At 64.8% G+C, this 22195-nt stretch carries 18 protein-coding genes; 11 read left to right on the forward strand and 7 right to left on the reverse strand.

The genetic code is table 11. The annotated features are described in order from the left end of the window. Positions 1 to 11 precede the first annotated feature (11 nt). Complete coding sequence (gene pbpC, locus ACWKV7_RS10635) at positions 12 to 2324, forward strand: penicillin-binding protein 1C (RefSeq protein WP_483857632.1); 2313 nt, start codon at positions 12 to 14, stop codon at positions 2322 to 2324. On the opposite strand, the gene ACWKV7_RS10640 is transcribed toward pbpC, so the two are convergent. The 3 genes from ACWKV7_RS10640 to ACWKV7_RS10650 all read right to left on the reverse strand — a co-directional run bounded on the left by ACWKV7_RS10640 (position 2325) and on the right by ACWKV7_RS10650 (position 5408). After that, positions 2325 to 3266 carry an AEC family transporter gene (locus ACWKV7_RS10640; protein ID WP_483857633.1) on the reverse strand — a complete coding sequence of 314 codons (942 nt, stop codon included), beginning with the start codon at positions 3264 to 3266 and terminating at the stop codon, positions 2325 to 2327. It abuts the gene before it with no gap. 326 nt (positions 3267 to 3592) lie between these two features. After that, on the reverse strand, positions 3593 to 4153 hold the full coding sequence (locus ACWKV7_RS10645; RefSeq protein ID WP_483857634.1) for a response regulator transcription factor: 561 nt from the start codon (positions 4151 to 4153) through the stop codon (positions 3593 to 3595). Next, entirely contained in the window at positions 4146 to 5408 is a 1263-nt protein-coding gene (locus tag ACWKV7_RS10650) for an ATP-binding protein (RefSeq protein ID WP_483857635.1), read from the reverse strand. Before ACWKV7_RS10650 ends, ACWKV7_RS10645 begins: the two co-directional genes overlap by 8 nt. 236 nt (positions 5409 to 5644) lie before the next feature. On the opposite strand from ACWKV7_RS10650, the gene ACWKV7_RS10655 reads away from it, so the two are divergent. Continuing rightward, positions 5645 to 6358, forward strand: a complete 714-nt coding sequence (locus tag ACWKV7_RS10655; RefSeq protein WP_483857636.1) for an SIMPL domain-containing protein — start codon at positions 5645 to 5647, stop codon at positions 6356 to 6358. Between the two features lie 204 nt (positions 6359 to 6562). Then, positions 6563 to 8164, forward strand: a complete 1602-nt coding sequence (locus tag ACWKV7_RS10660; protein ID WP_483857637.1) for an ABC transporter substrate-binding protein — start codon at positions 6563 to 6565, stop codon at positions 8162 to 8164. A gap of 59 nt (positions 8165 to 8223) precedes the next feature. Here the strand turns inward: ACWKV7_RS10660 and ACWKV7_RS10665 are convergent, their stop codons facing one another. The 3 genes from ACWKV7_RS10665 to ACWKV7_RS10675 form a co-directional block, all read right to left on the reverse strand. Further along, complete coding sequence (locus ACWKV7_RS10665) at positions 8224 to 8562, reverse strand: hypothetical protein (protein WP_483857638.1); 339 nt, start codon at positions 8560 to 8562, stop codon at positions 8224 to 8226. A gap of 164 nt (positions 8563 to 8726) precedes the next feature. Then, positions 8727 to 8945: a DUF6500 family protein gene (locus ACWKV7_RS10670; protein WP_483857639.1), complete on the reverse strand. Its 219-nt coding sequence runs from the start codon at positions 8943 to 8945 to the stop codon at positions 8727 to 8729. Between the two features lie 177 nt (positions 8946 to 9122). Continuing rightward, the gene (locus tag ACWKV7_RS10675) at positions 9123 to 10340 is read right to left on the reverse strand and encodes a M24 family metallopeptidase (protein WP_483857640.1); all 1218 of its coding nucleotides are present in this window, start codon (positions 10338 to 10340) and stop codon (positions 9123 to 9125) included. A 166-nt stretch (positions 10341 to 10506) separates the two neighbouring features. Between ACWKV7_RS10675 and ACWKV7_RS10680 the strand changes: the two genes are divergently transcribed. The 8 genes from ACWKV7_RS10680 (at position 10507) to ACWKV7_RS10715 (ending at position 20369) form a co-directional block, all read left to right on the forward strand. Then, positions 10507 to 11070, forward strand: a complete 564-nt coding sequence (locus ACWKV7_RS10680) for a cupin domain-containing protein (RefSeq protein ID WP_483857641.1) — start codon at positions 10507 to 10509, stop codon at positions 11068 to 11070. Positions 11071 to 11317: 247 nt separating this feature from the next. Continuing rightward, positions 11318 to 12922 carry an ABC transporter substrate-binding protein gene (locus ACWKV7_RS10685; RefSeq protein ID WP_483857642.1) on the forward strand — a complete coding sequence of 535 codons (1605 nt, stop codon included), beginning with the start codon at positions 11318 to 11320 and terminating at the stop codon, positions 12920 to 12922. Between the two features lie 226 nt (positions 12923 to 13148). After that, positions 13149 to 14591 (forward strand): OprD family outer membrane porin, encoded by a 1443-nt coding sequence (locus ACWKV7_RS10690; RefSeq protein ID WP_483857643.1) that lies wholly within the window; start codon positions 13149 to 13151, stop codon positions 14589 to 14591. A gap of 11 nt (positions 14592 to 14602) precedes the next feature. Then, positions 14603 to 16192: an ABC transporter substrate-binding protein gene (locus tag ACWKV7_RS10695; protein ID WP_483857673.1), complete on the forward strand. Its 1590-nt coding sequence runs from the start codon at positions 14603 to 14605 to the stop codon at positions 16190 to 16192. 111 nt (positions 16193 to 16303) lie between these two features. Further along, positions 16304 to 17314: an ABC transporter permease subunit gene (locus ACWKV7_RS10700; protein WP_483857644.1), complete on the forward strand. Its 1011-nt coding sequence runs from the start codon at positions 16304 to 16306 to the stop codon at positions 17312 to 17314. 10 nt (positions 17315 to 17324) lie between these two features. Further along, positions 17325 to 18242 carry an ABC transporter permease subunit gene (locus ACWKV7_RS10705; RefSeq protein WP_483857645.1) on the forward strand — a complete coding sequence of 306 codons (918 nt, stop codon included), beginning with the start codon at positions 17325 to 17327 and terminating at the stop codon, positions 18240 to 18242. A gap of 181 nt (positions 18243 to 18423) precedes the next feature. Continuing rightward, complete coding sequence (locus ACWKV7_RS10710) at positions 18424 to 19398, forward strand: ABC transporter ATP-binding protein (RefSeq protein WP_483857646.1); 975 nt, start codon at positions 18424 to 18426, stop codon at positions 19396 to 19398. After that, positions 19398 to 20369: a peptide ABC transporter ATP-binding protein gene (locus ACWKV7_RS10715; protein WP_483857647.1), complete on the forward strand. Its 972-nt coding sequence runs from the start codon at positions 19398 to 19400 to the stop codon at positions 20367 to 20369. The genes ACWKV7_RS10710 and ACWKV7_RS10715 overlap by 1 nt, the downstream gene beginning before the upstream one ends. Before the next feature lie 144 nt (positions 20370 to 20513). Here ACWKV7_RS10715 and ACWKV7_RS10720 read toward each other — a convergent pair whose 3' ends face one another. Continuing rightward, positions 20514 to 22184 (reverse strand): ankyrin repeat domain-containing protein, encoded by a 1671-nt coding sequence (locus tag ACWKV7_RS10720; RefSeq protein WP_483857648.1) that lies wholly within the window; start codon positions 22182 to 22184, stop codon positions 20514 to 20516. Positions 22185 to 22195: the final 11 nt, after the last annotated feature.

A 22195-nucleotide genomic window follows, 5' to 3' on the forward strand; every position in this document is an offset into this window, starting at 1 on the left:
CACCCGAGCCCATGGCCTTATCTCGACTGAAACCCTGGCTGTACGGGCTCGGCGCCATCGCAACGCTGCTGGTAGCCTTACGCCTGTGGCCCCACGCCCCGCTGCGCGAGGCGGCGCCGCTGTCGCGCATGGTGCTGGCGGAGAATGGCGAGCTGTTGCGCCTGACCCTCGCCGAGGATGGGCAGTACCGCCTGTGGACACCGCTGGAGCAAATAGCCCCGGCGATGATCGATGCCCTGCTGCTCAAGGAAGACCGCAATTTCCACTATCACCCCGGCGTCAACCCCGCAGCGCTGTTACGCGCGGCCGCCGCCACCTACAGCGGCGGCCTGCGCCAGGGCGGCTCGACGCTGAGCATGCAGTTGGCCCGGCGCCTGTACGGCCTGAACTCGCGACGCATTCCCGGCAAGCTGCAACAGATCGCCCTGGCCCTGTGGCTCGAGGCCCGGCACAGCAAGCACGACATTCTCGAGGCCTATCTCAACCTGGCGCCGATGGGCGGCAATATAGATGGGGTGGCGGCGGCCAGCCGCATCTATTTTGGCAAGCCGGCGGACCGGCTGTCCCTCAGCGAGGCCCTGGCCCTGGCGGTGATTCCGCAGCAGCCGGGGCGCCGGGGGCACTTCGGTCCCTCGCTGCAGAAGGCCCGTGCACGCCTGCAGGCGAGCTGGCTCGCCGAATATCCGGACGACCCGCGCAATGCCGGACTGCTGGACTTGCCGCTGAGCGCCAGGACCCGCCAGCAACTGCCGTTTCGCGCACCGCACCTCGCCGAACAGCTGCTCGCCAGCCACCCGGGTGCCGAACTGCACAGTACGCTCGACCTGCCGCTACAGGGGCTGCTGGAGCGTCTGGTCACGCAGTACCTCGACGAACACCACCGCGAGGGCCTGCACAACGCAGTGGTCATGCTGGTGGACAGCCGCGACCAGGCGGTGAAGGCGCTGATAGGCTCGGCCGACTATTCTTCGCTGTCGATCCACGGCCAGGTAAACGGCACCCAGGCTCGCCGTTCTCCGGGCTCGACGCTCAAGCCGTTTCTCTATGGCCTGGCCCTGGACCAGGGGCTGATCCATCCGCTGAGCATCCTCAAGGACGCCCCCAGCGCCTTCGGCGCCTTCCAGCCGGAGAACTTCGACGGCAAGTTCGCCGGCCCGCTGAGCGCCCAGGACGCGCTGGTGCGCAGCCGCAACGTGCCGGCGGTCTGGCTGGCCAGCCGCCTCGCCGAGCCTTCGCTGTACGGGTTGCTGAAGCAGGCCGGTGTACGGCGTCTGCGCGAGCGCAGCCACTACGGCCTGGCGCTGGCCCTCGGCGGCGGCGAGCTGACCCCGGCCGAACTGGCCCGGCTCTACCTGATGCTAGCCGGCGACGGCCGCCTGCGCGCGCTGCGCTACACCCGCGACGATCCCGCGGATGCCGGCCCGCAGCTGCTCTCCCCGCAGGCCGCCTTCATGGTGCGCGACATGCTGCGGCACAACCCGCGCCCGGATGGCCTGCCGCCGGACGCGCGCGGCCGCGACTGGCCGGTGGCGTGGAAGACCGGCACCTCCTGGGGCTTCCACGACGCCTGGAGCGCCGGCCTGGTAGGCCCCTATGTGCTGGTGGTCTGGGTCGGCAATTTCGATGGCCAGCCCAACCCGGCCTTCGTCGGCCTGAAGACCGCCGCGCCGCTGTTCTTCCGCATCGCCGATGCGCTGCCGCTGGCATTGCCGAAGGTGTCGATCACCGCGGACAAGCCGCCGCCGGGCCTGACTCGCGTCGAAATCTGCAGCGCCTCGGGCGAGCTGCCCAACCGCTGGTGCCCACAGACACGCAAGACCTGGTACCGGCCCGGCGTCTCGCCGATCCGCGTATCCACCCTGCATCGCCCGGTGATGGTCGACCGGCGCACCGGCCAGGCCGCCTGCCCGCCCTACGACCCCCTCAGCAGCGAACTGCAGGTCTTCGAGTTCTGGCCGACCGATCTGCAACGCCTGTTCGCCGCCGCCGGCCTGCCGCGGCGCACGCCACCGGAGCTGCCGCGCGATTGCCACGCGGCAACAGCCGTCGACGACCGCGATGCGCCGCGCTTCACCTCGCCGCTGACCCAGGTGACCTACAGCCTGCGCCTGTCTCAGCCGGACGAGCGCATTTCCCTGAGCGCCACCGCCGCCAGCGATGCGCGCACGCTCTACTGGTTCGCCGACCAGACCCTGCTCGGCCAGAGCACACCGCAAGCTGGGCTGAGCTGGCGACCGCCGCGGGCCGGGCAATACCGCTTACGCGTCAGCGACGACCAAGGCCGCGGCAGCAGCCGCAGGCTGCGGGTCGAGTTCTTGCCCTGATCAGCTCCAACCGAGCCACTGCAGCAGGAACAATCCCAGGTTGATGCTGAGCACCGAGCCCAGGGTGGTCACCACGATGATGGCCGAGGCCAACTGGTGGTTGGCACCCACCGCCTTGGCCATGACGAAGCTGGCCGCCGCGGTGGGGCTGGCGAAGTAGAGGAACAGGATGCCCAGCTCGGCACCGGAGAAGCCGAGCGCCCAGGCGCCGACGGTTCCCAGCAGGGGCAGCCAGACCAGTTTCATCAGGCTTGCGCTGATGGCCAAGGCACCGCTTTCCCGCAGCGCCGCCAGGGACAGGCTGCCGCCGATGCAGATCAGCGCCAGCGGCAGGGTCATCTGTGCGAAGTAGGCCCCCGAGGTGAGCAGCCATTCAGGCAGGGGGATGCGCCAGTAGGAAAACGGCAGCGCCGCGACCACACCGATGATCAACGGATTGCTGAGAATGCTCTTGGCGATGCTCCAGGGGTCGGACTTCGCGTGGGGGCTGTAGAGCGCGAGGATCAGCGCCGCCAGGCTGTTGTAGGACAGGATCACGACCCCGGCCAGTACCCCGCCCAGCGACAGGCCATGGTTGCCGTACAGGCTGGTGGCCAGGGCCAGCCCGACGATGCCGTTGTTGCCGCGAAACGCGCCCTGCACGTAGACGCCGCGCTCGCCATGGGGGCAACGCCAGATCGCCCAGCCCCAGACGAGCAGGAAGCCCAGCAGCGTGGCCAGCAGGAAATATCCGAGCAGCGCCGGTTGCAGCGCCGTGTCCAGGTCCGCCTTGAGAATGGCGAGGAACAGCATGGCCGGCATGGTGCCCTTGAATACCAGCGCCGAAGCGGTGTTGATGAAGGTGGTGTCGATCCAGTGCAACCGCTTGAGCGCCACGCCGAGGAACAGCATGGCGAATACCGGAGCAGTGACTGCGAGGGTTTGCAGGACAAGAGCGAGCATGGCGGGGCCTGACAGCGTGACGCCGGCATCTTAGCAAGCATGGCTGTCGCCAGGCTTTCAGCGGATGGTCGTAACAGCTACCCGGGCGAAACCCGGCAGGCCCTGCGGCCTCTCGCGGGCATGGCCCGCTCGGCCGCGCAATCAAGAACGATGGCCCCGAATCGCGTCCCCCTCTAACGGGCCACCCGCGAACAGCCTGGAGCCTGCGCAAGGCCGTCTTGCTACCGAGCACCTGACGCCTGCCGGAAACGGGGAGCCGCCGTTCGTCGCAGCCCGCAAGCGTCTTCGCGGGCGCGGCTCCTACCCTAGGGGGGTTCGCCGGTACTTCAGCGCCGCACCGGGCGCTTCTGCAACTTGCGCTGCAGGGTGCGCCGGTGCATGCCCAGGGCTCGGGCGGTGGCGGAGATGTTGCCGTCGTGCTCGGCCAGCACGCGCTGGATGTGTTCCCACTGCAGGCGGTCCACCGACATGGGGTTTTCCGGCACCAGGCTGTCCAGGTCGGCATGTTCGGAAAGCAGCGCGGTGAGCACATCGTCGGCGTCCGCCGGCTTGCACAGGTAGTTGCAGGCACCGCGCTTAATCGCCTCCACGGCGGTGGCGATGCTGGAATAGCCGGTGAGGATCACCACGCGCATTTCCGGGTCCAGCGCCAGCAGCTTGGGCAGCAGCACCAGGCCGGAGTCGCCGTCCATCTTCAGGTCGAGCACGGCATAGTCGGGCAGGTCCTGCTCGGCCAGGGCCAGGCCCTCTTCGGCGGAGCCGGCGGTGGACACGCGCAGGCCGCGACGGCTCATGGCCCGGGCCATCACGCGGGTGAAGGTGGGATCGTCGTCCACCAGCAGCAGATGCGGATGCTCTTCGCCGTCGATCGGGTTCTCGTCACTCATGCTCATCTCCCGGGGCCAGTCTGGGCAGGCGCAGCTCGGTCAGCGTGCCGCCCTCTTCATGGTTGTAGAGTTTCACCGAACCGCCGGCGCGCGTCACGCTCGCTTGGCTGAGGAACAGGCCGAGGCCGAAGCCCTTGCCCTTGGTGGTGAAGAAGGGTTTGCCGATCTGCTCGGCGATGGCCAGCGGCACGCCGACGCCATGGTCGCGAATGCTGATGCACAGCTCGTGGGCACTCCACTCCAGGCGAATGTCGAGATCGTCCGGGCAGGCGTCGGCGGCGTTGTTCAACAGGTTGAGCAGGGCCTGGGTCAGGTCCGGCGGCGGGGCCAGGCGCGGCACGCTGCCGCTCCCCAGGCACTGGTAGCGATAGCTGGCCTCGGGACGCATCAGGTGCCAGCGGTTCAGGGCTGCTTCCAGCCAGGCGGCGGCGCTCTGCTCCTCCACCGCCTGCCGGCGTTCGGCCTCGGCGGCGCGTACCAGTTGCTGCAGGGTGTCCTTGCACAGCTTGACCTGCTCCTGCAGCAGCGCCAGGTCCTCCTGCAGCAGGGGATTCTGGTGTTCCTGGCGCAATTCCTTGAGCAGCACGCTCATGGTCGCCAGCGGCGTGCCCAGTTCGTGGGCGGCGCCGGCAGCCTGAGTGGCCACCGCCAGCAGTTGCTGGTCACGCAGGCCGGCTTCGCGGCGCTCGGCTTGCAGGCGCTCCTGCCGGCGCAGCTCGCCAGCCATCTTGGCGACGAAGAAGGTGATCAGCGCCGCAGCCATGGCGAAGCTCAGCCACATGCCGTAGATCAGCAGGGTCTCGCGCTGCATGACCGGCAGCGCCAGCGGGTGCGACCAGATCAGCAGCAATGTGTAGCCAGTCAGCGCCAGGCCGCTCAGGGCCATCGAATAGACCCAGGGCAGGGTCGCCGCGGCAATGGTCAGCGGCACCAGATAGTAGGAAACGAAGGGGTTGGTCGAACCGCCGGAAAAGAACAGCAGCACGCTGTGGATGATCAGGTCGAACGCCAGCTGTACCGCATACTCCAGCTCGGTGACCGGCCACGGGCCGCGCAGGCGCAACGCCGTGGCCACACAGAGCACCGCGGATACGCCGAGGGTGATGCCCAGCTCCAACCAGGGCAGCGCCAGCGCGCCGGACAGGTAGGCGAAGCCCACCGAGCCGGCCTGCGCGGCCAATACCAGGCTGCGGATCAGGATCAGGCGCCAGAGATTCTGCCGGCTCGCCGACAGCAGTTGAACGGGTGCGAGCATCAGATCTCCTATCTCGACGAAAATGGCCGACGTATGCGGCGCCCTGCGGCGCGAGTATAACCAAAGCCTTCCATCCGCCCCGGCAAATGCGGCAACGCGCCGCAGCCTGTGCCTGGATGTGCGGGGGCCTCACCCGTCCGACTTTTTTCAACGACCGTTAACCCGCGCGGTCGAAGAGCAACGTCCAACCCTGGCAGACGCCGTCTCCGGCGCCCGTCATTCACAAGGAGCAGTCCATGCACAGCCTTACCCGTCTCGCCGCCACCCTCGCCCTGGTCGCTGGCGCACTCGCCAGCCAGCCGAGCTTTGCCGACGAAACCCGCTACAACCAGGTGGCGCTGCGCGCCGAAGTCAGCCAGGAGGTCGCCCACGACCTGATGCACGTGACCCTCTACAGCGAATCGCAGGACAGCGACCCGGCCAAGCTCGCCGCGGACATCACCCGCACCCTCAACGCCGCGGTGGAAAAGGCCCGCAAGGTGGAAGGCGTGAAGATCGGCCTGGGCAGCCGCAACAGCTACCCGGTGTACGACGACAAGGGACAGAAGATCACCGCCTGGCGCGAGCGCGCCGAGCTGCGCCTGGAAAGCACCGAGTTCGCCGTACTGTCCCAGCTCAGCGCCGAGTTGATGGGCAGCCTGAAGATGGCCGGCATGGACTTCACCATCGCCGACGGCACGCGCAAGCAACATGAAGATGCGCTGCTCGAGGAAGCCGTCGCCGCCTTCAAGGCCCGCGCCCAGCTGGCCACCGAGGCGCTGGGTGGCAGCAGCTACAAGCTGGTCAGCCTGAGCCTGAACAGCGCCGGTTTCCCGCAGCCGATGCCGCGCATGGGGGCGATGAAGGGCATGGCGATGATGGAGTCGAGCATGCCATCGCAGGAGATCGAAGCAGGTACCAGCCAGGTCTCGCTCAATGCCGATGGTGTGATCGAAGTGCTGATGCCCTGATGCGGGGCGGACGCTGCCCCATGGTTTCGCCGCCATGGGGCAAGTTCCGCGACCTTTTTATATAAAAGCGACATTCCCTGACGATCTTTCCACAGCTTCTACACTGAATGCGCCGTAGCGCTTGCAGCAGGCATATGCCCTGCATAGGTTCATTCGGTGCCCAAAAAGCACCTCAAGGACAATGACAACAAACTGAGGCCATACATGCGCAAAAACGCCGTCATTCCGTTTCTGTTCAGCGCCGGGTTGATCACCTGTGCCCCCTTCGCCCACGCCGCCAGCAACCTGGTGTTCTGCTCCGAGGGCAGTCCCGCCGGTTTCGATCCGGGGCAGTACACCACCGGAACCGACTTCGACGCCACGGCGGAGACCATCTTCAATCGCCTGACGCAGTTCGAGCGCGGCGGTACCGCGGTGGTCCCGGGGCTGGCCGAGAGCTGGGAGGTGTCCGACGATGGCCTGACCTACACCTTCAAGCTGCGCGACGGGGTCGAGTTCCACAACACCGACTACTTCAAGCCGACCCGTGACTTCAACGCCGACGACGTGATGTTCACCTTCCAGCGCATGCTCGATAAGGACCATCCGTTCCGCAAGGCCTACCCCACCGAGTTTCCCTACTTCACCGACATGGGCATGGACACCAATATCACCAAGGTGGAGAAGCTCGACGACCATACCGTGCGCTTCACCCTGGCCAACGTCGATGCCGCCTTCATCCAGAACCTGGCGATGAGCTTCGCCTCGGTGCAGTCGGCCGAGTACGCCGACCAGTTGCTGAAGAAGGGCCACCCGGAGGACATCAACCAGAAGCCGATCGGCACCGGCCCGTTCGTCTTCAAGCGCTATCAGAAGGATTCGCAGATCCGCTTCACCGGCAACAAGGACTACTGGAAGCCGGATGAGGTGAAGGTCGACAACCTGATCTTCGCCATCAATACCGACGCCTCGGTGCGCGCGCAGAAGCTCAAGGCCGGCGAATGCCACATCACCCTCAACCCGCGCCCGGCCGATCTCGCCGGACTGAAGGCCGATCCGAAGATCGACGTCGCCGAGCAGGCCGGCTTCAACCTCGGCTACATCGCCTACAACGTCACCCACAAGCCGCTCGACCAGCTCGAAGTGCGCCAGGCGCTGGACATGGCGGTGAACAAGAAGGCCATCATCGAAGCGGTCTACCAGGGCGCCGGCCAACTGGCGAAGAACGCCCTGCCACCGACCCAGTGGTCCTACGACGACAGCATCCAGGACACCGAGTACAACCCGGAGAAGGCCAAGGAGCTGCTGAAGAAGGCCGGTATCCCCGAAGGCACCGAGATCACCCTCTGGGCCATGCCGGTGCAGCGTCCGTACAACCCCAACGCCAAGCTGATGGCCGAGATGATCCAGAACGACTGGGCCAAGGTCGGCATCAAGGCGAAGATCGTGACCTACGAGTGGGGCGAGTACCTCAAGCGCTCCAAGGCCGGCGAACACGACACCATGCTGATCGGCTGGACCGGCGACAATGGCGACCCGGACAACTGGCTGGGCACGCTGTACGGCTGCGATGCAGTGGACGGCAACAACTTCTCCAAGTGGTGCTATCCGGAGTACGACAAGCTGATCAAGGAAGGCAAGCGCATAACCGACCGTGACAAGCGCAGCGCGCTCTACCAGCAGGCCCAGCACGTGCTCAAGGGCCAGGTGCCGATCACCCCGATCGCCCACTCCACCGTCAACCAACCGATGCGCAAGGAAGTGCAGGACTTCAAGGTCAGCCCCTTCGGCCTGAACTCCTTCTACGGCGTCGGCGTTTCCAAGTAAGCCCGCCTACGCCCGGCCGCCACGCGGCCGGGCGTTCTCCATGGCCTGCAGGGGCGAATTCATTCGTCTGGCGAGAAGGAGTTTGCAGGACCAGACCCAGGCTCGGGGCGGAATCCGCAGTATTTGCAAACGCTGGTAAAGACATTCGTCCCCGGCTTATCAATGTCTTCATCCTGAGGTCCGCAGAACAACTCGCCACAACGCGGGCATCGAATAGATGCAAGGAAGGGCAGAGCCAGGAAAAGAAAAAGGAACCCGGCGACGATCAACAGCCACTCCACCTCGGTATACGTGCCTGTCACCGACCCCATCGCCAGCAGTGCAAACCCGAGGACGATGCCGGCCATGGCTGAACCGGTGATCCACTGCAGCATTCTGATCCGCTTTTGCAAGCTCACTGCGCTCTCCAGGAAACGGGACCGGTAATCCAAGCTAAACGCGGGAAGTGTAGCGCGCAGCGCCTCGGCATGGGTGAAGCGAAGCCGGCCAGGCAGCAGAAGCCGCCCCTGCGGTGTCAGGTATTCCGCCTACGCGCCAGGTTCAACCAGGCCGGAGACAGCGTTCACCTCCCCGCTTCCACCATCTCGATTATCTTTCTCGCCTTCTCGAAGTGGTCCAACCGGTGGCGCTCGATCCACCAGGTCGCGGCTTCCATCAGCAAGGCCGGGTCATCGTTCCGGTTGGCGAAAAAGGCATAGAAGGACACGCCGACGCCTTCGCCCTTCTGCTCGATCTTCTTCTTGCACACCTGGATGATTTTGCTTCTCAGCGAATCGCGCACGCCGCCCTCTGCTTGCTGGAAAAACGACGCGCATGATCGCACAGGACGCAGCCAGGGAAGGTCTTCAGGGCCGGCGGCCGGGCTAGCGCAACGAGGGCGGGCGAAATGGCTCGTACGTAGATCGCAGAAATCGCGACGGCCTGAACGCGCGCCCGGGGCGGCGTGCAGGCCGCCGAATCAGCGCTCCAGCCCGAACGGATCGTCGATCGACGGGCTCGGCTGGGTGAACCAACGCGGACCTTCGGCCGTCATGTAGAAGTGATCTTCCAGGCGAATGCCGAATTCGCCGGGCACGCAGATCATCGGCTCGTTGCTGAAGCACATGCCCTCGGCCAGCGGCGTTTCGTCGCCGCGCACCAGGTATGGCCCTTCATGGATGTCCAGGCCGATACCGTGGCCGGTGCGATGCGGCAAACCCGGCAGGCGGTAGTCCGGGCCCAGGCCGTTGGCCTCCAGCGAGCGGCGGGCTGCGGCGTCCACCGCCTGGCACGGCTGGCCGAGGCGCGCGGCGTCGAAGGCAGCGAGCTGGGCGGCTTTCTCCATGTTCCAGAACACCCGCTGGCGTGCGCTGGCCGTGCCGAACACGTAGCTACGGGTGATATCCGACTGGTAGCCGTGCAGTTGGCAGCCGGTGTCGATCAGCACCATGTCGCCCTGTTTCAGCGTCTGCGCGTGCTTGACCCCATGGGGGAAGGCGCTGGCCGGGCCGAACAGCACGATGCAGAAGGTCGAACCGGAAGCCCCCACCCGGCGATGGGCCTGGTGAATGAACTCGGCGACCTCGGTGGTGGTGATGCCTTCCCGCAGCAGGCTGGCGGCAGCCTTGTGCACTTCCAGGGTCATGTCCTTGGCGCGCTGCATCAGCGCCAGTTCGGCTGGCGACTTGCACTGTCGGCAGAGCCCGGTAATCAGCGAGGCGTCGATGAAGTCGAAGCCAATGCCGTTCCGGCGCAAGCGCTCGTACATGGTGAAGGGCAAGGTCGGGCACAGCCCTACCCGGCTGCCGGGTTCGGCGCCAAGTCGCGCCAGCACACCCAGCAACAAACGATAGGGGTCCTCGTGCTCCTCCCAGGTGCTGATGGCCCCGGGTACCACTTGGAAGTCGCGGATCGTGCCTTCTTCGAATGCCGGGGCGATGTACTCCAGCGCGCCCTCGGCCGGCAGAACCGCACCCACCAGGCGCTCGCTGGCATACCACTGCACGCCGCTGAAGTAGCGAAGGTTGCTGCCGGCGTTGAGGAAGATCGCCGCGATGCCCTGCTCGCGCATGCGCAACTGGGCGCTGGCAATGCGTGCCTGGTATTCAGCCAGGTCGATGGGTTCGGCGCCCTCGGTCATCTTCCGCAGGCCGGCCAGGGCCTGCTCCGGCGTGTTGCCTCCTACCCCGAGTGTCATGCTCGCTCCTCAATCTGGTTGCGCTTGGGTCTGCGCAGAATTTAAGTGCAGCTTAAAAGATGGTCAAAGACAATTTTCAGTGTCACTTAATTTTTCTCCCCCGGGTGCGACTTTCCAGCGCAGCGTCGGTGGGTATACTGACCGCTTCCTCCCATGAGCCGCACCCATGACCGTAGATCGCATCGGAGAACGCTTGCGCCGCTATCGGCGGGCCGCCAAGAAGACCCTCAACGAAGTCGCCTCCGAGTCCGGGCTGACGGCCAGCTTCCTGTCCCAGGCCGAGCGCAATCTCACCGGCATTTCCATCTCCTCGCTGGCGAACATCGCCAAATCCCTCGGCGTGCCGATGAATGCGCTGTTCGACCAGCCGATGCAACCGCAGCCGGACTCCCACCAGGGCGAACGCGTGCGCTATGCCATCGAGGGCCAGCCGCTGGCCTACGAGCGGCTGTCCAGCAGCTTCCCCGGCAACCTGATCAACGCGGTGAAGATGAACATGCCGGTGGGCTATCAGTCGGAGCTGATTTCCCACGAGGGCGCGGAGTTCGCCTACGTGCTGTCCGGCAAGATCATCTACACCATCGAGGGCCGCGACTACCCGCTGGGCGTCGGCGACTCGGTGCACTTCGATGCCGGCAAGCCCCACCGCCTGGCCAACGTCGGCGACGACCTGGCCGAAGTATTGACGGTGACCACCATGGCGCTGTTCGACGACCACACCAACCCCTGACGGCGACGCGGCGCTACCGGAAAACCGTGACAGCCGAATGTTAGCCACGCTTAATTTTTGTTGACCACAATTTCAGCATGACTTAATTTCGACCGCAGCTGGCTGCCGCGTCGATCCGTCATGCGCAGCCGCTACCGCAGCTCAGGGCCGGGCCGTCCGATCCAGGCGACCGGAATGCAGCGGGCGTTGATCCAGGTCCACAAGACCGCCCCTGGTGAGCCCTAGAAAAAGAACAAAAGAGGTTTGCATGCGTAAGAATTCTCGACTCCAGGCGTGGCTAGCAGCCGGAATGTTGTTCGGCGCCCCGATTGCCGCTTCCGCCAGCAGTAGCCTGGTGTTCTGCTCCGAAGGCAGTCCCGCCGGCTTCGATCCCGGCCAGTACACCACCGGCACCGATTTCGATGCGACCTCCGAGACCATCTTCAACCGCCTGGCGCAGTTCGAGCGCGGTGGTACCCGCGCAATTCCGGCACTGGCGAAAAGCTGGGATGTCAGCGAAGACGGCCTGACCTACACCTTCCATCTGCGCCAGGGCGTGAAGTTCCACAGCACCGATTACTTTAAGCCAAGCCGCGAGTTCAACGCCGACGACGTGCTGTTCACTTTCCAGCGCATGCTCGACAAGAACCATCCATTCCGTAAGGCCTACCCCAGCGAGTTTCCCTACTTCACCGACATGGGCCTGGACAAGACCATCGCCAAGGTCGAGAAGCGCGACGACCACACCGTGGTCTTCACCCTCAACAACGTCGATGCCGCGTTCATCCAAAACCTGGCGATGAACTTCGCCGCCGTGCACTCGGCCGAGTACGCCGACCAGCTGCTCAAGAGCGGCCATCCGGAAGACATCAACCAGAAGCCGATCGGCACCGGTCCGTTCGTCTTCAAGCGCTACCAGAAGGACGCGCAGGTTCGTTTCACCGGCAACAAGCAGTACTGGCAGCCGGACCAGGTGAAGATCGACAACCTGATCTTCTCCATCAATACCGACGCCTCGGTGCGCGCGCAGAAGCTCAAGGCCGGCGAATGCCAGATCACCCTCAACCCACGTCCGGCCGACCTCAAGGCCCTGCAGGAGGACCCGAAGCTGAGCGTGCCCAGCCAGCCGGGCTACAACCTCGGCTACATCGCCTACAACGTCACCCGCGCGCCGTTCGACAAGCTCGAAGTGCGCCAGGCGCTGGATATGGCGGTGGACAAGAAAGCCATCGTCGAGGCCGTCTACCAGGGCGCCGGCCAACTGGCGGTGAACGCCATGCCGCCGACCCAGTGGTCCTACGACGAGACCATCGAGGGCAGCGAGTACAACCCGGAGAAGGCCAAGGCGCTGCTGAAGCAGGCCGGCGTCGCCGAGGGCACCGAGATCACCCTCTGGGCCATGCCGGTGCAGCGCCCGTACAACCCCAACGCCAAGCTGATGGCCGCGATGCTGCAAGCCGACTGGGCGAAGATCGGCATCAAGGCGCGCATCGTCAGCTATGAGTGGGGCGAATACATCAAGCGCGCCCACAACGGCGAGCACGACGCCATGCTGATCGGCTGGACCGGCGACAATGGCGATCCGGACAACTGGCTGGGCACCCTCTACGGCTGCGATTCGGTGGATGGCAACAACTTCTCCAAATGGTGCGACCCGGCCTACGACACACTGGTGAAGCAGGCCAAGGCGGTGACCGATGTCGCCCAGCGCACCGAGCTGTACAAGCAGGCCCAGCAGTTCCTGCACCAGCAGGTACCGATTACCCCCATCGCGCATTCCACGGTGTACCAGCCGATGCGCACCAGCGTTCAGGACTTCCAGATCAGTCCCTTCGGACGCAACTCCTTCTACGGCGTGAGTAACGCGCCGTAGCCCTCGGCACCCGGCGGCTCGGCCGCCGGGTGCTCGCTTCGGCTCGACCGTTCCAACATCCGGCGACAGACCGGAGTAGCGAGTGTTTTTTTCATAACTGCCCAAAAAAGTTCGCAAGGATGCTGCTCCCGCGTGCGTCGCTTCGGCCCTGGGTCACGAGCAACGGGTAGTTCGCATGAGTGCTCCTTGTCCTGATGAAGAGCTACAAAAAACAGGAGCGACTGCTATGAAAACAACAACGTACCGATACGCCGGCCTCGGCCTCGCCTTGCTCGCACTCGGCGCACCGGCCCTGGCGGAAGAAGAGATCACCGAGCCGGCGACGGAGAACCCCGCCTATGCCGTCGAGGTGGAGGGCATCAACGATGTCGGCCAGCCACCCCGGGGCCAGGCCGGCGCCAGCGGTTTCTTCGAGGGCCAGAGCCTGACCCTGACCACGCGCAACTTCGCCGCACGCGAGCAACTGCAGGACAGCTTCACCTTCACCATTCCCAAGGACGGTGGCGGCGAATCCACCCATTCGCGCACCACCTGGGTCCAGGGCACCATCCTCAAATACAGTTCCGGCTACACCCAGGGCACCGTCGGCTTCGGCCTCGATGCCGCACTGTTCAACGCCATCAACCTGGAGCGCGGCAAGGGCCGTATCGCCGGCGGCGGCAACCGCACCCTGGCCGACAGCAACGGCCACGGCGTCGAAGAGTGGACCAAGATGGGCATCGCCGACGTGCGCATGCGCATCTCCAACACCGAGCTGAAGGCAGGCCGCTTCCAGGTCGACACGCCGGTCTTCGGCCTGATCGACAACCGCGCCCTGCCCTCCAGCTTCAACGGCGTGGCGATGACCAGCGACGAGCTGGACAACCTCGCCCTGCAGGCCGGCAGCTTCACCAAGGCCAGCCCGCGCACCGGTGCCGGCGACGAAGACTTCACCACCGAGTACGGTACCCGCGCAGTCAACGCCGACCGCTTCAGCTACCTCGGCGGCACCTACAAGGCCATGGACAACCTCGAGATCTCCGCCTACGGCGGTCACTTCGAGGATGTCTGGAACCAGTACTACCTGAGCGTCAGCCACGATCTGGGCGACCGCGAAGCGCTGGCCCTGCGCACCGTGGTCAATGGCTACGTCACCCGCGACAACGGCGAGCGCAAGGCCGGCTACATCGACAACAACACCTGGAGCCTGGCGCTCACTCTCGCCCACCAGGCCCATGCGCTGACCTTCGGCTGGCAGCAGGTCGATGGCGACGAATACTTCGACTACGTGCACGAAACCGCCGCCATCTACCTGGCCAACTCGCTGCTCTCCGACTACAACGGCCCCAACGAGAAATCCGCCCAGCTGCGCTATGAAACCGACTGGAGCTACTTCGGCGTGCCCGGCCTGAGCACCACGATCTGGTATGCCAAAGGCTGGGACATCGACGGCACCCACTACGACGGCGACCGCAACGGCGAATACGGCAACTACGCCGAAGTGCGCGCCATGGACGGGGAAAAACACCACGAATACGGCCTGGTCGGGGTCTACAAAGTGCAGAGTGGCGCGATCAAGGACAGCACTTTCAAGGTCAGCTACATGTCCCACCGCTCGACCCGTAACCAGATCGACGGCGGCGACGACGAGCTGCGCATCGTCAGCACCTTCCCCTTCGACCTGTTGTGATAAGGAGATCCATCATGCATCCGACCCTACGCTGCCTGCCGCTGGTCCTGGCGCTCGGCGCCGCCCCGGCCCTGGCCAAGAACCTGGTGGTCTGCACCGAAGCTGCTCCCGAAGGCTTCGACCTCGTGCAATACACCGGCGCGGTGACCAACGACGCCGCTGGCGAAGCCATCTTCAACCGCCTGCTGGCCTTCAAGCCGGGCACCACCGAGCTGATGCCGAGCCTGGCCAAGAGCTGGGAGATCAGCGACGACGGCCTCACCTACACCCTGCAACTGCGCCCAGGGGTGAAATTCCATACCACCGACTACTTCAAGCCGACCCGCGACATGAACGCCGACGATGTGCTCTGGAGCTTTCGTCGCCAGCTCGACCCCAAGCACCCCTGGCACGAGTCCTCGCCACGCGGCTACGGCTACTTCGAGTCGATGGGCATGGGCGACCTGATCAAGTCGGTGGACAAGCTCGACGACCTCACCGTGCGCTTCACCCTGACCCACCCCGAGGCGCCGTTCCTCGCCGACCTGGCGATGGGCTTCACCTCCATCTACTCCGCCGAGTACGGCGACCAGTTGCTGGCCGCCGGCAAGACCAACGACCTCAACAACCTGCCGATCGGCACCGGCCCATTCGTCTTCTCCCGCTATGCCAAGGACGCCCAGGTTCGCTATAAGGCCAACCCGGACTACTTCGCCGGCAAGCCGGAAGTGGACAACCTGATCTTCGCCATCACCACCGACCCCAATGTGCGGGTGCAGAAGGTACGCGCCGGCGAATGCCAGCTGGCGCTGTATCCGAAACCGGAGGACGTGGTCGGCCTGAAGAGCGACGAGCGCCTGGCGGTCGACGAGATGGAAGCGCTGCTGACCACCTATGTGGCCATCAACACCCAGCACAAGCCGCTGGACGATGCCCGCGTGCGCCAGGCGATCAACCTGGCGATCGACAAGGAGGCACTGCTGGCCAGCGTGTTCGGCCCCGGTGCGGCGAGCCCGGCGACCTTGCCGTATCCGCCTACACTGCTGGGATACAACCACGACGTGAAGCCCTGGCCGCACGATCCGGAAAAGGCCAAGGCGCTGCTCAAGGAGGCCGGTGTGGAAGGTCTGAAGGTGACCCTGTTCATCCGCAACGGCACCTCGATCACCATTCCCAACCCGGCATTGGCGGCACAGATCATGCAGGCTGACCTGGCCAAGGTGGGCATCGAGCTGAACATTCGCTCGCTGGAATGGGGCGAGCTGCTCAAGCGCTCCAAGGCCGGCGAGCACGACATGGTCATTCTCGGCTGGGCCGGCGACAACGGCGACCCGGACAATTTCGTCAGCCCGAACCTGAGCTGTGCGGCGGCGGAATCCGGCGAGAACCAGGCACGCTGGTGCGATCAGCAGTATGAACAGCTGATTCAGAAGGCCCGGACCGTCACCGACACCGCCGAGCGCGCCAAGCTCTATGAGCAATCCCACGAGGTGTTCCACGAACAGTCGCCGTGGATTCCGCTGGCGCATCCCAAGCTGTTCAACGTGCGCTGGAAGAAGGTGCAGGGCTATGTCATCAACCCGATGACCAACAACAACTTCGCCACGACCAGGGTGGAGTAAAGAGGGCGGCGCCGGCGGTCTAGCACCCTCGGCGCCAACCCATATAAGAAAGAGCGCCTTTGCCGCCACCCTGCCGGCAGGGGCGTTCGATGACGAGGAGTAACCCGCAAGATGTTTAGTTTCATCGCTCGCCGAATGGGGCTGTTGATCCCCACCTTCTTCGGCATCACCTTGCTGACCTTCGCCCTGATCCGGTTGATCCCCGGCGACCCGGTGGAAGTCATGATGGGCGAACGCCGGGTCGACCCCGAAATGCACGCCCAGGCCATGCACCGCCTGGGGCTCGACAAGCCGCTCTACGCCCAGTACCTGGATTACATCGGCAAGCTGGCCCAGGGCGATCTCGGCGAGTCGCTGCGCACCCGCGAGAGCGTCTGGAACGAATTCCTCACCCTGTTCCCCGCCACCCTCGAACTGTCCCTGGCCGCCCTGCTGTTCGCCGGCACCTTCGGCCTGATCGCCGGGGTGATCGCCGCGCTCAAGCGCGGCTCGCTGTTCGACCACGGGGTGATGGGCATCTCCCTCGCCGGCTACTCCATGCCGATCTTCTGGTGGGGATTGCTGCTGATCATGTTCTTTTCCGTGTGGCTGGGCTGGACGCCGGTGTCCGGACGCATCGACCTGCTCTACGACATCGAGCCGGTGACCGGCTTCATGCTCATCGACACCCTGCTCTCCGACGAGGAGGGCGCCTTCCTCGACGCCCTGCACCACATGATCCTGCCGGCCATCGTGCTCGGCACCATCCCGCTGGCGGTATTCGCCCGCATGACCCGCTCGGCGATGCTCGAAGTGCTGCGCGAGGACTACGTGCGCACCGCGCGGGCCAAGGGCCTGTCGCCGGCACGGGTGGTCTTCGTGCACGGCCTGCGCAACGCGCTGATCCCGGTGCTGACGGTGTTCGGCCTGCAGATCGGCACCCTGCTGGCCGGCGCAGTGCTCACCGAGACCATCTTCTCCTGGCCGGGCATCGGCAAGTGGCTGATCGAGTCCATCGGCGCCCGCGACTACCCGGTGGTGCAGAACGGCATCCTGCTGATCGCCTGCCTGGTGATCCTGGTCAACTTCGTCGTGGACATCCTCTACGGCCTGGCCAATCCGCGTATCCGCCATCAGCGCTGAGGAGCCCGACATGAATACCCAAGCTACCCTGAGCACGCCGCTGGTCGAACCGGCCACGCTCTACCCGTCCCCGGTCAAGGAATTCTGGCAAGCCTTCTCGCGCAACAAGGGTGCGCTGGGCGGCCTGCTGTTCATGATCCTGATCGTGATCTGCGCCCTGTTCGCGCCCTGGATCGCGCCGCACAACCCCAGCGAGCAATACCGCGAGTTCCTGCTCAACCCGCCGGTGTGGCTCGAAGGCGGCCGCTGGGAGTTCATCCTCGGCACCGACGAACTGGGCCGCGACCTGCTCTCGCGGCTGATCCACGGCTCGCGCCTGTCGCTGCTGATCGGCCTGGCCTCGGTGGTGATGTCGCTGCTGCCGGGCATCCTGCTGGGCCTCACCGCCGGCTTCTTCCCGCGCATGATCGGCTCCACCATCATGCGCCTGATGGATGTGATGATGGCGTTGCCGTCCCTGCTGCTGGCGGTGGCCATCGTCGCCATCCTCGGCCCAGGGCTGATCAACACGGTGATCGCCATCGCCATCGTCTCGCTGCCGGCCTATGTGCGCCTGACCCGCGCCGCGGTCATGGGCGAGGTCAACCGCGACTACGTCACCGCCGCGCGTCTGGCCGGCGCCACCCTGCCTCGGCTGATGTTCATCACCGTGCTGCCCAACTGCATGGCGCCGCTGATCGTGCAGGCCACCCTGAGTTTCTCCTCGGCGATTCTCGATGCCGCCGCCCTGGGCTTCCTCGGCCTCGGGGTACAACCGCCGACCCCCGAATGGGGCACCATGCTCGCCTCCGCCCGCGACTACATCGAGCGCGCCTGGTGGGTGGTATCGCTGCCCGGCCTGACCATCCTGCTCAGCGTGCTGGCGATCAACCTGATGGGCGACGGCCTGCGCGACGCGCTGGACCCGAAGCTGAAGAACGCGCAGTGAGGAAGACCATGGCCCAAACCGTACCTGTAGGAGCCGAACGCCTGATGGGTATCGCTGCGCTCACCCCATCCTACGAATCCACAACTGCTTTCCCTGTAGGGGCGAATTCATTCGCCCAACGGGGTCATGCCCGGCGAATAAATCCGCCCCTACAACCCATACCCCGCCAGGAGACCGCCGCATGAGCCTGCTGGAAATCAAGAATCTCAGCGTGCGCTTCGGCGACGCCAATGCCGTACCGGTGGTGGACGGCCTCGACCTGACCGTGGACAAGGGCGAGGTGCTGGCCATCGTCGGCGAGTCCGGCTCCGGCAAATCGGTAACCATGATGGCGCTGATGGGCCTGATCGACGCCCCCGGCATCGTTCGCGCCGACAGCCTGCGCTTCGACGGCACCGACATGCTCAAGCTCAAGGGCCGCCAGCGCCGGCACATCGTCGGCAAGGACCTGGCGATGGTGTTCCAGGATCCGATGACCGCGCTGAATCCCAGCTACACCGTCGGCTTCCAGATCGAGGAGGTGCTGCGCCAGCATCTGGGCATGGACCGCCGCGCCGCGCGCAAGCGCGCCCAGGAACTGCTCGAACGGGTGGAAATCCCCGGCGCCGCCAGCCGCCTGGACGCCTACCCGCACCAGCTTTCCGGCGGCATGAGCCAGCGCGTGGCAATCGCCATGGCCATCGCCGGCGAGCCCAAGCTGCTGATCGCCGACGAGCCGACCACCGCGCTCGATGTGACCATCCAGGCGCAGATCATGGACCTGCTGCTGGACCTGCAGCGCGACCAGAACATGGGCCTGGTGCTGATCACCCACGACCTCGCCGTGGTGGCGGAAACCGCCCAGCGCGTCTGCGTGATGTACGCCGGCCAAGCCGTGGAGGTCGGCCGGGTGCCGCACCTGTTCGACGCCCCCACCCATCCCTACACCGAAGCGTTGCTGGCGGCGATTCCCGAGCACAGCCAGGGCGCGCGCCGGCTCTCGACTCTGCCAGGCATCGTGCCCGGTCGCTACGACCGTCCGCAGGGCTGCCTGCTGTCGCCGCGCTGCCCCTACGCCCAGGCCCAGTGCCGTGAACGCCGGCCCGGCCTGGATGCCCACGCCAATGGCGCGGTGCGCTGTTTCTACCCGCTCAACCTGTCCATGGAGGTTGCTTGATGTCCGCCGTCCTGAGCACCAGCGACCTGACCCGTCACTACGAGATATCCCGCGGCCTGTTCAAGCCCAACGCCACCGTGCGCGCCTTGAACGGCGTGTCGTTCGAGCTGGAGGCCGGCAAGACGCTGGCGGTGGTCGGCGAGTCCGGCTGCGGCAAGTCGACCCTGGCCCGCGCGCTGACCCTGATCGAGGAACCCTCCTCCGGCTCGCTGCGCATCGCCGGCAAGGAAGTCGCCGGCGCCAGCAAGGCCGAACGCCAGCAATTGCGCCGCGATGTGCAGATGGTCTTCCAGAGTCCCTACGCCTCGCTCAACCCGCGGCAGAAGATCGGCGACCAGTTGGCCGAACCGCTGTTGATCAACACCCGCCTCTCCCGTGCCGAACGCCGCGAGCAGGTGCAGAACATGATGCAGCAGGTCGGCTTGCGCCCCGAGCACTACCAGCGCTACCCGCACATGTTCTCCGGCGGCCAGCGCCAGCGCATCGCGATTGCTCGGGCGATGATGCTCAATCCGAAGATCGTCGTCGCCGACGAGCCGACTTCGGCGCTCGACGTGTCCATCCAGGCCCAGGTGCTCAACCTGTTCATGGACCTGCAGGAAGAGTTCAACACCGCCTACGTGTTCATCTCCCACAACCTCTCGGTGGTGCAGCACGTCGCCGACCAGGTGCTGGTGATGTACCTCGGCCGCCCGGCGGAAATGGGCCCCAGCGAGCTAATCTACGAACGCCCGCTGCATCCCTACACCAAGGCCCTGCTGTCGGCCACACCGAGCATCCACCCGGACCCGGCCAAGCCGAAGATCAAGATCGCCGGCGAACTGCCCAACCCGCTCGACCCGCCGAGCGGCTGCGCCTTCCACAAACGCTGCCCCTACGCCACCGAGCGTTGTGCCATCGAAGAACCGCAACTGCGCCTGCTCGACGCCCGCCAGGTCGCTTGCCACCACGCCGAGGTGATCAACGCGTAGGCCGGTTGCGGCGCAGCCCAGCGACGATGTCTCGCAGAGGAGAGCCGAGGCCAGGCCGAACGCCTTGGCCCGGCAGAGCATTGTCGTTGGGCTTCGGGGACTGCGTCCCTCAACCGCAACCTACGCAGCCTGGCGAGCGCGCGGTCAGGAAATACCCCCCATACCTTCCTTCGACCAGGACTGAGTCGATAGATCGAGACGCCAGCATCGCTCATTGGGCACACCTGCTTCGCCAATAGCCAAAACCTGCATTCCGCCCGTGATACGTATTACGCCATCCCCGATTAATTCCGCTTTATGTTCGTAAATCCAGCCTGGACAATTTCCCTCAGTAAAAACAGGCTCAATCACGAACGTATGGCAATGCAGTCGGTAGACTGGCGTGAACCCAAGCCGCCTGTCCTCTCGGTAACCGAGGCAACCGATGATATAGATGTAATCCCCCACCAACGTAGCCGAATGAAAATCGGTAGGCGGAAATACTCCCCGTGGGTAGCCATATATCCGGATGCCTCCACTACCATCGTGTACGACTACATCGTTGTAGATGCAAAAGTTGGGGTCGTAAAAGTCTTCATGTTCGCCACCGATTTCGACAAATCGTCCATCGGGCAAAGCGGTAACCGAACAGCCAAAACGCTCGAAGCACCAGATTGGGTTTCCGGGTTCCACACGCTGCTGGACGGCGAACGCAACCTCCGCCGCCCACGCGCTCGCTCGGCAATCAACCATATCTAGCCAATAGGCAAAGTCTTGCCGCTCCGGATTAGTAGCTCCGAAACGGCGGTGTCCGGCCATGTGAAATTCAGCCTCGCTCGCCCGTAGTATTCCGTCACCTCGGCAGCCGATGATCTGGCTGCGCATGGAAAACTCGAACTCCTCCAGCCTGACACCATGGCGCGTCAGCAATCTGGCCATGTCGACATCGTCGACACTCTCAACAACTCTAGAGTTGATCGACGCCCCAGCCGCCAACAAGATCTGCGCCGCGGGCAAACACGCCTGACTCACGGCTTCGACGAGGGCCGTATTGCCAAATTCATCAGCACTCTCCAAATCAACTCCCAGTGAAATCAACCAACGCAACATGCGCACGTCTTCTTTCACGGCATACATCAGCGGAGGTTGACCGCAATGTCCGCGCGCAGTTATATCCGCACCGGCGTCCATCACCAGTTTCGCCTTTGGGATGTCTCCCACTTCCACCGCCAGCAACCACGGCGTACGACCCCAGGCATCTTGAGCCGAGAGGTCGACCTCATCCAGCAACGACGCTCCGACGCCGGCCAGCGTACCCACAGCGACGGACCGCAGAAGCGGCGTCCAGCGCAACCGCAGGTCATCCGCACCAGCCTTCAACAGCAAGTGGATAACATCAAAACGCCCATTCCTAGATGCTGCCAACATAGGAGAGGGGCCATTGGTCCGCTGATAGATCGCCTCCAGTCGAGCACCATGAGTCAGCAAAAACGCGACCATGTCCAATGAAACCCGAGGGTGTGCCACTGCTTTCGATAACGCCAATGTGCCATCCGGATCTGCACCCGCGCCGATCAAAAGCCCAACTTTGGCAGTATCCCAGGAGCAGACAGCCAGACTCAGGGCCGATGTCGCCCATCGTCCGCCTTGATGGCATATATCCGCTCCTTGTTCGAGCAGAAAGCGCAAAACTTCCGTACCGGCATCTGGCGACGCTGCCGCCAGCATCAGAGCCGTATTGCCAGAATTGTCCAGCGCATCAACGGCCACTCCAGACTCCAGCTCGCACACCATGCCAGGGATATCACCCGCCACAGCACAATCATGCAACTTCATTCGGTGGCCGT

The organism is Zestomonas ipomoeae, assembly GCF_057128665.1.

Coding starts and splice junctions, on each gene's coding strand:
- ACWKV7_RS10685 (WP_483857642.1), top strand. CDS start 11,318: ATGCGTAAGAATTCTCGACTCCAGGCGTGGCTAGCAGCCGGAATGTTG.
- ACWKV7_RS10680 (WP_483857641.1), top strand. CDS start 10,507: ATGACCGTAGATCGCATCGGAGAACGCTTGCGCCGCTATCGGCGGGCC.
- ACWKV7_RS10705 (WP_483857645.1), top strand. CDS start 17,325: ATGAATACCCAAGCTACCCTGAGCACGCCGCTGGTCGAACCGGCCACG.
- ACWKV7_RS10660 (WP_483857637.1), top strand. CDS start 6,563: ATGCGCAAAAACGCCGTCATTCCGTTTCTGTTCAGCGCCGGGTTGATC.
- ACWKV7_RS10645 (WP_483857634.1), bottom strand. CDS start 4,153: ATGAGTGACGAGAACCCGATCGACGGCGAAGAGCATCCGCATCTGCTG.
- ACWKV7_RS10715 (WP_483857647.1), top strand. CDS start 19,398: ATGTCCGCCGTCCTGAGCACCAGCGACCTGACCCGTCACTACGAGATA.
- ACWKV7_RS10655 (WP_483857636.1), top strand. CDS start 5,645: ATGCACAGCCTTACCCGTCTCGCCGCCACCCTCGCCCTGGTCGCTGGC.
- ACWKV7_RS10640 (WP_483857633.1), bottom strand. CDS start 3,266: ATGCTCGCTCTTGTCCTGCAAACCCTCGCAGTCACTGCTCCGGTATTC.
- ACWKV7_RS10710 (WP_483857646.1), top strand. CDS start 18,424: ATGAGCCTGCTGGAAATCAAGAATCTCAGCGTGCGCTTCGGCGACGCC.
- ACWKV7_RS10720 (WP_483857648.1), bottom strand. CDS start 22,184: ATGAAGTTGCATGATTGTGCTGTGGCGGGTGATATCCCTGGCATGGTG.
- ACWKV7_RS10690 (WP_483857643.1), top strand. CDS start 13,149: ATGAAAACAACAACGTACCGATACGCCGGCCTCGGCCTCGCCTTGCTC.
- ACWKV7_RS10675 (WP_483857640.1), bottom strand. CDS start 10,340: ATGACACTCGGGGTAGGAGGCAACACGCCGGAGCAGGCCCTGGCCGGC.
- pbpC (WP_483857632.1), top strand. CDS start 12: ATGGCCTTATCTCGACTGAAACCCTGGCTGTACGGGCTCGGCGCCATC.
- ACWKV7_RS10700 (WP_483857644.1), top strand. CDS start 16,304: ATGTTTAGTTTCATCGCTCGCCGAATGGGGCTGTTGATCCCCACCTTC.
- ACWKV7_RS10650 (WP_483857635.1), bottom strand. CDS start 5,408: ATGCTCGCACCCGTTCAACTGCTGTCGGCGAGCCGGCAGAATCTCTGG.